The 9,902-nt window shown below is 61.5% G+C and carries 8 protein-coding genes; all 8 read left to right on the top strand.

Annotated elements, in window-relative coordinates; all coding sequences use genetic code 11:
- The first annotated feature begins 298 nt into the window (after positions 1–298).
- The 8 genes from CHB75_RS19780 (at position 299) to CHB75_RS19745 (ending at position 9,896) form a co-directional block, all read left to right on the top strand.
- A complete protein-coding gene (locus tag CHB75_RS19780) occupies positions 299–1,357 on the top strand; it encodes an alpha-hydroxy acid oxidase (RefSeq protein WP_245841081.1) in 1,059 nt (352 codons plus the stop codon).
- A 58-nt stretch (positions 1,358–1,415) separates the two neighbouring features.
- Entirely contained in the window at positions 1,416–2,531 is a 1,116-nt protein-coding gene (locus tag CHB75_RS19775; RefSeq protein WP_176439220.1) for an ABC transporter substrate-binding protein, read from the top strand.
- Positions 2,531–3,580: a FecCD family ABC transporter permease gene (locus CHB75_RS19770; RefSeq protein WP_089273701.1), complete on the top strand. Its 1,050-nt coding sequence runs from the start codon at positions 2,531–2,533 to the stop codon at positions 3,578–3,580. The genes CHB75_RS19775 and CHB75_RS19770 overlap by 1 nt, the downstream gene beginning before the upstream one ends.
- Complete coding sequence (locus CHB75_RS19765; RefSeq protein ID WP_089273699.1) at positions 3,577–4,368, top strand: ABC transporter ATP-binding protein; 792 nt, start codon at positions 3,577–3,579, stop codon at positions 4,366–4,368. The genes CHB75_RS19770 and CHB75_RS19765 overlap by 4 nt, the downstream gene beginning before the upstream one ends.
- Positions 4,352–5,155 carry an alpha/beta hydrolase gene (locus tag CHB75_RS19760; RefSeq protein ID WP_176439219.1) on the top strand — a complete coding sequence of 268 codons (804 nt, stop codon included), beginning with the start codon at positions 4,352–4,354 and terminating at the stop codon, positions 5,153–5,155. Before CHB75_RS19765 ends, CHB75_RS19760 begins: the two co-directional genes overlap by 17 nt.
- 145 nt (positions 5,156–5,300) lie before the next feature.
- Positions 5,301–6,689: a YncE family protein gene (locus CHB75_RS19755; protein WP_089273695.1), complete on the top strand. Its 1,389-nt coding sequence runs from the start codon at positions 5,301–5,303 to the stop codon at positions 6,687–6,689.
- 206 nt (positions 6,690–6,895) lie between these two features.
- Entirely contained in the window at positions 6,896–9,151 is a 2,256-nt protein-coding gene (locus CHB75_RS19750) for a TonB-dependent receptor (RefSeq protein WP_089273693.1), read from the top strand.
- Positions 9,152–9,215: 64 nt separating this feature from the next.
- Positions 9,216–9,896 (top strand): Fe2+-dependent dioxygenase, encoded by a 681-nt coding sequence (locus CHB75_RS19745; RefSeq protein WP_089273691.1) that lies wholly within the window; start codon positions 9,216–9,218, stop codon positions 9,894–9,896.
- The last annotated feature ends 6 nt before the right edge of the window (positions 9,897–9,902 follow it).

Raw genomic sequence — 9,902 nt, 5'->3', positions numbered from 1 at the left:
ATCCCTGGCATATGTCAGATAGGCGTCCATCAGAGCTCCGTCAGCATCACAATAAAAAACCCGGGGCGCGCAGCCAAAACAAGCCACAATCCCTTAAGACCATAAAACCTACTGTTATAGTAGGGATTGTCAATGCGGCCCGATCAAGCTAGTCAGTTTGTAGGCAGACATGCCGTATTTACACGGAATCGAGCCGATTTTCCATCCCGATCAAGCAGGTGCACAAGTGTCACAACCGGACGCAGGCAGGGCCCTGCCAACGTCGCTACCGGAGTATACCGAAGAAGCCACCCGACGCATGAGCGAGATGGCGGCGGCGTACTTTCTGGGCGGCGCTGCGGATGAAATCACATTGGCAGAAAACCGACGCTGCTTTGATCGCGTAGGCCTTGTGCCCCGAGTCCTCTCTGGCGGTACCGGTGGATCAACCGCGCTTCGTCTGCTGGGCCGGGATCTGGCGCATCCGGTGATCCTTGCCCCGGTGGCCTATCAGCGCATGGCCCATCCCGATGGCGAAAGTGGCACGGCAATGGCAGCCGCAGCACTGGACGCCCTTATGGTCCTAAGCTGTCAGGCGTCTGAACCGCTTGAGGTCCCTGCAAAAGTGGGCCGCACCTGCCGCTGGATGCAGATCTACATGCAGCCCGCGCGCGAGGCGACGCTGGCACTTGCCCGCAGGGCCGAGGCCGCGGGGTACGAGGCGCTTGTCGTAACTGTCGATGCACCGCTGAATGGCGTGCGCAACCGCGAAATGCGGGCAGGATTCCGACTGCCCGACGGTATATCCGCAGTCAACCTTGCCAATCTGCCAAACCCGCCGGTCCCCCCGCTGCCCGATGGCGCCAGCGCCGTCTTTGACCGGTTCATGGCCCGCGCCCCCAGTTGGGACGACATCCGTTGGTTGCGGGGCCAGACCGGGCTGAAGCTGGTGCTCAAGGGCATTCTGCACCCCGATGATGCCGTCCGCGCAGTGGAAACCGGGGTGGATGCGCTGATCGTTTCCAACCACGGCGGGCGGGTTCTGGACAGCGCGGCCCCAGCGCTGGTGCAACTGCCGCAGATCGCTGCGGCGGTCGGCCCCGACGTGCCGCTGCTGTTGGACGGGGGCATCCGGCGGGGCACGGATATCGTCAAGGCGCTGGCGCTTGGCGCTCGTGCCGTTCTGATCGGACGACCGATTGTCGAGGCGCTTGCGGTGAACGGCGCGCAGGGCGTGGCACATATTTTGCGGCTGCTGCGCGATGAGCTGGAAATCGCCATGGCGCTCTGCGGTTGCCGCAGATTGCAGGATATCCACCCCGGGCTTTTGTGCGATTTGCAGGCTTCGCCGCTGTTGCCTTTTACCAAATCAGGATGATTGACTATTTTACTAAGGCTTCATAGACAACCTCCGATGGTCGCGAAGGATGGTGCGCATGACAATTTCTGATCGTTTCCTGACGGCGTCTCTGTTTGCGCTGGTTTTCGGCACCGCCGCATGGGCCGCGCCCATCACCGTCATCGACGCAGCCGGACGGACGGTCACGCTTGATGCGCCTGCGCAGCGTATCGCACTGGCCGAGGCACGACAGATCCCGGCGCTGTCGATCGTGGCACCCGATTTCGACAAACGGCTTGCTGGCATGGCCGCGCTGAAACGGTTCGACGCCGAATTGCAGCGGGACTATTTTGCCGCCTTCCCTGCATTGGCGGAAGTGCCGCAGATCGACGGTGACAGTCTGCCGTCAGCCGAAAAGATCATCGCCGCCAAAGCCGACCTTCTGATCCTGAGCGGCGGGTCCGGGTCTGTCGCCAATACTGCGGCGCTTGCGGATCTTCTTGGCTCGGTCGGCATCCCGACCCTGTTTGTCGATTTCCGCGCCGATCCTTATGCCAATACCATTCCATCGATCCGTGCGCTTGGCGCCGTGCTGGGCCATACCGACCGGGCCGAGGCCTATATCGCCTTCATCGAAGAGCACCGCCAGAACGTCCTGGACCGCATCGCCGAGGCCGATCCAGAGCGTCCGACCGTCTTTCTCCAGATGCAGCCGCTTGTTGACGGCCCGCTCACTGCGCCAGGCGAAACCGGTGTCGGCACCTTTATCGAGGCGGCTGGCGGGCAGAATATCGGCGCGGGCGTTGTGCCGGGCATCTTTGGTCCGCTCAGCGCCGAATATGTCATCGCATCGGATCCGCAGGTCTGGATCGGGACGGGCGGCACACATTTTTCGGTGGGTCGCGGCATTGTCACCGGCCCGGATGTCACGCCTGAGACCGCCGAGGCGTCACTAAAGGCATTTCTTGCCGCAAGTCCGATCATTGGCGGAACGTCGGCGGCCCGAAACGGGCGCGCCTTTGGCATCTGGCACAATTATCTGAACACCTCGCTGAATATCGTGGCGCTCGAAATGCTGGCGACCTGGATTCACCCCGAGCTTTTCGCCGATCTCTCGCCCGAGGCCACACAGGAAGAGATCAACTCACGCTTTCTGCCGGTGCCGCTGAGCGGTGCCATGTCCGCCCGCCTAAGCAAGGCCCCGGATCAGTGATGACCGACGCCGCCCTGAACCCGGAAACGATCCTAGACTTTCACGCACGGGCACTGCGCAGGCGCGCGATGTTGGTCACGGGCATCGGTGTGCTGGTGGTGGCATTCTTCATGCTGGATCTGTTCGTCGGCCCGACGACAATGACGCCCGGTGCCGTACTTCGTGCCCTGATCGGGACACCGGACGTTCCGACCGACGCTATCATCCTTTGGAACGTGCGCCTGCCCCAAACCATGACTGCTCTTTTGGTGGGCGCCGCTTTGGCGCTGGCGGGGGCCGAGATGCAGACCATCCTCGACAATCCGCTGGCCAGCCCCTTCACGCTGGGTGTCTCCTCTGCCGCCTCGCTGGGGGCGGCGCTGGCTTTGATCGCCAACGTTTCAATACCCTGGCTTCCGGCGCTGTGGTTGGTGCCGGTCAATGCCTTTATCTTTGCTGCCGGGGCGATGCTGGTGCTTCAGTTCGTGGCGGCGCGGCTGGGCCGTGGGCCGGGGACGATCGTTCTTCTGGGAATTGCGCTGGTCTTTGGCTTCAACGCGCTGGTGGCGTTGCTGCAATTCACTGCTTCGCAAAGCGCGCTGCAGGAATTCGTGCACTGGACGCTGGGCAACCTGTCGCAAACCAAATGGTCCCAGATCGGCGTTCTGGCGGTCTGCCTGGCCGTCATGGGGCCCTGGTCCGTAGCCAGCAGTTGGAGCCTGACTGCCCTGCGGCTGGGCGAGGATCGCGCCCGCGCCATGGGTATCGACACGACGCGGCTGCGGCTGGGGTCCCTGCTGCGCATCACCTTTCTGTCGGCGATCAGCGTGGCCTTTGTGGGCACCATCGGATTTATCGGTCTGGTGGCACCGCATATCGCCCGATTGGCCGTGGGCGAAGATCACCGGTTTTTCCTGCCTGCCAGCGCGCTGGTCGGCGCGGCGGTGTTGCTGGCCTCTTCGACGCTGTCCAAGGTACTGATCCCCGGGGTGCTGCTGCCGACGGGCATCGTCACTTCGCTGGTCGGTCTGCCGGTATTCCTGGCGCTGATCCTGAGGCGCGGCGCATGAGTTCCGGCCTCACCACCCAAGGCCTGCGCCTGAGCCGCAAACGGGTCGAAATCCTGCACGGCATCGACCTGCCGGAATTGCCGCCGGGCAGTCTGACCGCGCTGATCGGTCCCAACGGCGCCGGCAAGACGACGTTGCTGCAATCGCTGGCCGGGTTGCTGCCCGCGACTGGTCGTGTGAGCCTTGCGGGGACTGACCTGACGGCGCTCAGCCGTCGTGACCGGGCGTTGCGGGTTGGCTACATGCCGCAATCCACCGCGCAAAGCGCCGAACTGTCGGTTCTGGACGCCGTCCTGACGGCGCTTCGGGCCGCCCCCGGCGGTGCGGGCCATGACGATGCCCGCAAAGAGGCGGTTGCCATGCTGGCACGTCTGGGTATCGCGGATCTCGCGCTCAAGCTTCTGTCGCGACTGTCTGGCGGGCAGCGCCAACTGGCCGGGCTGGCGCAGACGCTGATCCGTCGGCCCGCACTTCTGCTGCTTGATGAACCTACCAGCGCGCTGGACCCCCGCCGCCAATTCGAGGTGATGGAGATCCTGCACGACCTGCTGACCACATCGCAGACGCTGGGGATCGTCGTGCTGCACGATCTTGAACTGGCGCTGCGGTGGGCGGATCGCATCGTTCTGATGCAGGACGGTCGGGTCATCGCTGCCGGCCCGCCAGAAGAGGTCGTGACACCGGAAACGCTGGCGCGCGCCTATCAGGTCAAGGCCCGTGTGGAACGCTGTTCACGCGGGTTTTTGCATGTTCATGCCGATGGGGTCAGCCATGCCCACGCCCTCTGAAGCCCGTCTGGCCATGGCGCAACCCGACCTTTGGCAGGGCCCGCAACCCGCGCATGTCCTGAGCCAGCGGGTCCTGCCACGCGGTGATCTTATGACGCTGCGGCTGTTCATTGCACGGCCGCTGCAGCCCGACGGATCGGTGATCTACATGCTAGATGGTGGCGCCTTGCCGCCCATGCTGCTGCCGGACCTGCTGGCCCGGCACCCTGGATTAGCCGTGGTCGCGGTGGGCTATGACACGGAACGCGCCTTTTCGCCCGCCGAACGCTATTTTGACTATGCCCCCGCCGCCACGCCGGATGAAGCCCGCAACCTGCGATTTGCCACTGGCGGGGCAGAAGCCTTTTCCACCCTTCTGACAGGTGAGTTGCGCAGCATCGCCGAGGACGGGCTGGACATCGACCCGGCGCGCCGCTCTGTCTGGGGGCATTCTCTTGGCGGGTTGTTCGCACTGACCCAAATGCTGACCGCACCGCAGGAATTTGCCGGATATGTCGCGGCAAGTCCCTCGATCTGGATGTGCGAACAGACCATGACGAGGCTTGCCCATGCCGCCCTGGCACTGGATGGCTGCCGCCTGCTTTGCACGATGGGCGACAACGAACGCCGATCAAACGCGCCACCACTCGACCGCCCCACCCCCCCGCCTGCCACCCTGCGCCTGCTGGATGTGCTGGACCAACGCGGCGATCTGACGGCCCAGCGTCATGTTTTTCCCGGCGCAAAACACGGCCCCGCGCTGGCCCTGTCGCTGCCCCTTGCGCTGGACTACGCCCGACAGACCTGATCCGTTTCCGGAAAGGCCTCGCCCCGGCCCTTTCCTGCCGTTTCCCTCCGGCATCTACCTTAGCCACAGTCCGACTGAAGCGAACGGGGCCCCATCATCCGACCTTCCCGAGGGCAGGCCGCTTCCATCCAGAGGACTTATCGCAATGTTCCACTCAACAATACGACCCACACTTTTGGCGATTTTGCTTTCCGCGACTGCAGGCGCGGCGCTGGCACAGGATGCCTTTACCGGGCTTGATACCGGGTTCAGCGCACGGCTGCGCGCCGGGCTGGCCGACGGGCAAGGCGCGATCACAGCGGGATCGACCGCCGAGATTTCCGCGCAGAACCTTAAGCCTGGCCAGACGATGACCCTTCGTCAGAACGGCGCGGCTCTCGCCGACGGTCAGACCTTTACCGCCGACGACAAGGGCGAATTGAGCGCAGAGATTGCAATTCCCGCTGGTACCGAAGCCGGGACCTGGCCCGTGGTCGCCGAATTCGGCACGCCGTCCTTCAGCACCATCGTCGATGTGAAAGTCTCACCTGTGCTGCCGGAACTGGCCACGGACGCTTTTGCCATGACATCGCGCCAGCTCGAAGGCGGGCTTTACGAGGTTGGTTATTCCGCCGCTCAGGACGCGCTTTACGTGACCTCGGCAACTGGCCGCGGCACCAGCGATTTTTCGGCCTTGTTCAAGCTTGATCCCGAAACTCTGGACATCATCGCGCAGGTCAGCCCGCCAGATGCCCCCGCCCGCGAAGATGGCCGCCCAGCCGGTGTCATCGGTGTCTTCGGCCTGACCGTTTCGGACGAAGAGAACCAGATCTGGGTCACCAATTCGCGCAACAATACCGTTGCGGTTTATGACCCCGCCGACCTTTCGCTGATCAAGCAATTCGAATCCGGGATGGCAAAACACGCCCGCGGCGTGTTGGTGCATGATGGCAAGGCCTATGTGGGTCAGGTCTTTACCAGCGAAGTGGCGGTTTTCGACACCAAATCACTGGAAGCTGCGGGCGCGATCAAGATTGAATCCAAGTTGCGTGGTCAGACCTTTGGTATCGGAGCCATAGCCTTGGATACCGGCGGCAACCGCCTGCTGGTTTCAAGCCTTGCGTCGAGCGAGATTGCAGTGATCGACCTCACCTCAGGCGAAGTGACCGGCGTCTATCCCACACCTGTCAAAGGGGCCATCGGCATTGCCGTAGACGCGGCGAAAAATCATGCCATCGTCACCGGACAGGACAGCGATAACATCGCAGTTGTTGATCTCGCGACTGGCGAAACGATCCAGACCGTAAGCATGGGCGCCAACCCGCTGAACGCGCTGGTCGATGTATCCAGCGGATTGACCTTTGTTTCTGTGCGCATGGCTGATCGGATCATAGCTCTGGACGATGCGGGCAAGATCGTCGCCAACCTGCCCACCGGCAGCCGCCCGAATGCAATGGCTACTGATGGCAAGGGCGCAATCTATCTGGTGAACAAGGCCGCAGGCCAGAACGACGACGAAGGCAACCAGATTACACGGATCACCAAGGTAGATTGATCGGAGAAAAAAACTTCAGCCCGGGAAAACCCCGGGCTGTGCGATTTCAGCATCATATCACAGAGTTATAATCAAAACGTTCATTTCGCGTAGAAGCCGATAGAAAGAGTCGGATAAATCCCCGTCGAGCGCACCAGCCAGTTGCGGCCTGTTTCCCGGTCCCAAACAAGCAAGACAAGCGTCAAATTTCAGCTTTGGTGACCAGAATGACAGACAATCCTACCACACCCACGCGCGCGCCCATCCGGTCGTGGCGCCACGACACCGCGCGCAGCCACCGCGCACTCACCACTGCATTTGGCGTCGGCTTGTCAACAGCCGCTGCTCTGACGATGCCCGCCTATGCGCAGGAAGCCGCAGCAGTCACCGAAATCGACACCATCCTGGTCGAAGGCGACCAAGGCGAGGCTCCGCTTAACGTCGAAGAATCCGCAGACAGCCGCTTTACCGCGCCGCTCATCGACACACCCAAGACCGTGACCGTCCTTCCCGCGGAATTGCTCGAAGAGCGCGGTATCACCACGCTCGAAGAAGTGTTCCGCACCACGCCAGGCATCAGCATGGCGTCCGGCGAAGGCGGCACACCAAACGCGGATCGTCCGATCATCCGGGGTTTCAGCGCGGAAAACAGCGTTCTGGTCGACGGCCTGCGCGATCCCGGCGCCCAGAGCCGTGGCACGTTCAACCTTGAACAGGTCGAGATCGTCAAAGGCGCCGATTCCGCATTCAGCGGCCGCGGCGGCGCAGGCGGTAGCATCAATCTGGTGAGCAAGACCGCCAAGGATTATGCCTTTAATCGCGGCAGCGTGACCTATGGCACCGAAAAGACCGTTGGCGCCACGCTGGACAGCAACTTTGTCATCTCGGACACCATCGCGGCACGCATCAACCTGATGAAAAAAAGCGGCGGTGTTGCGGGGCGCGACGAAGTGGACGAAAGCTCTTTCGGGGGCGCGGCAACGATCACCTTCGGGATGAAAACGCCCTTCCGTACGACCGCCTCATACAGCCATTACGAAGAAGACAACCAGCCCGACTACGGCATTCCGTGGATTGCCGGGACAGGCGATCTGGCCGATGTGGACTACGACAACTACTACGGTCTGGTTGATCGCGATTTTCAGGAATCGAGCAACGATACGGCAACCCTGCGATTCGAATACGACATCAACTCAAACCTCATGGTGTCCAACACCACGCGGTTTACCCATTCGACACTAAGCTACATCACGACCAACCCTGATGACAGCGCCGGCAACGTCGCCAACGGTTATGTCTGGCGCGCGGTCAAATCGCGTGGCTCGGAATCCGACAGCTGGTACAACCTGACCGAACTTACAGGCAAAGCGGAAACGGGCGGTCTGAAGCACAGCTTTGCGCTCGGGTTTGAGGTCAGCAAGGAAGAAACGTCGAACCGGGGCTACACGGTTGATACCGATACTGATCCCACTACCACAGACAGCGACAGAATCTGTACGGCAGCTTTGGTTGGCGCCGCGTCGAACTACAACTGCACATCGCTCTACAATCCAAATCCGAACGATCCCTGGTCCGGATCCGTATCGCGTTCGACGTCTGAAACAACAGGTAAAGGCGAAACACTGTCGATCTTCGGCTTTGATACTGTTGAATTCAACGACCAGTGGCAGGCGAACTTTGGTCTTCGCTACGACCGTTTCCACGTCGAGCGGGAAACCGCAGGCGGACGCGGCGGCCCCTACTCCGGTGAGGCCGATTCCGAGTTCTTCACCTATCAGCTGGGCATGGTGTACAAACCCCGCTCGAACGGCAGCATCTACCTGAGCTATGCGACCGCAGCAGAACCGGCCGGCACGTCGAACGGCGAAGGTGGTGACAACCTGTCTACCAACGTCGAAGACCTGGATCCGGTCGAGACGACAAGCCTTGAGCTTGGGACCAAGTGGGATCTCTACAACGGAAATCTTTCCGTTAATGCCGCCATCTTCGATAACAAGACCGACAATGCCCGCGTTACCGATAATGGCGTGACCAGAAATGTCGGCAAGAACCGTGTCCGCGGCTTTGAACTGGGCATGGCCGGTAATATCTCGGACAAGTGGTCGGTGTTCGGCGGCTACACCTACCTTGACGCCATCATCGTGGATGATGGCGATTCTGCCAATGATGGGTATGTCTTCCCCAACACGCCCAAGCATAGCTTTAACGTGTGGTCGACATACGAAGTCACTCCGCAGGTCACTGTGGGCGGCGGCGCGACCTATCGCAGTTCTCAATATGGGGACAGCGGCAATACCCGTGAAATCGACGGCTTCTGGCGGGTCGACGCGATGGCGGAATACAAATGGACCGACAACGCTTCGATCCGGCTGTTCGTCAACAACCTGGCTGACCGGCGCTATATCGAACGGTCCTACAGCACGCATTACGCCACTGTTGCGGCGGGCCGTTCTGTAAACCTGACCGCCAATCTCGAGTTCTGATATACTTAGACACAAGAACAGGGGTCGCCTTCGGGCGGCCCCTAACACATGAAAGGAAAGTCCAATGCTTCTGCACGTTCCCAATGTCCTGACGCCCGAACAGGTGGCGCAATGCCGTGCCGTGGTTGATGCGGGTACCTGGGCCGACGGCAGCGCCACGGCCGGACATATCGCAGCGCAGGTCAAGCGCAATGATCAACTTCCTGAAACCAGTGATGCGGCTCGGCAGGCGGGTGAGATGGTGCGCCGCGCGGTGCTCGCCCATCCGCTTTTTGTTGCCGCCGCGCTGCCGCACCGCATACTCCCACCTATGTTCAACAGCTATGGGCCGGGACAGCATTTTGGCAATCACATCGACAATGCCATCCGCGTTTCGCCCATTGATGGCGTGCAGATCCGTACGGATCTGTCCTGCACAGTTTTCCTGACGGATCCCGACGCCTATGATGGCGGCGAACTGGTGGTCGAAGACACCTATGGCGCACATGGCGTCAAACTCGAACCGGGCGACGCGATTCTATACCCCGCAACCTCGCTGCATCGGGTTGAACCGGTGACGCGCGGCGCGCGGGTGTCGTCCTTTTTCTGGATTCAAAGCATGATCCGCGACGGTGGCCAGCGTGGGCTGCTGTTCGAGCTGGATACCGCGATCCAGCGGTTGACCATCGCGGATGCCAAAAACCCGGTGATCACCGATCTGACGGGGGTCTATCACAACCTCCTGCGGCAGTGGTCCGAGGTCTGAAATCCC

Origin of the sequence: Puniceibacterium sediminis (assembly GCF_900188035.1) — a bacterium.
Lineage (GTDB): Bacteria > Pseudomonadota > Alphaproteobacteria > Rhodobacterales > Rhodobacteraceae > Puniceibacterium > Puniceibacterium sediminis.
Note: the sequence above shows the minus strand (reverse complement) of the source record. Positions and strands in the feature narration are given on the sequence as shown.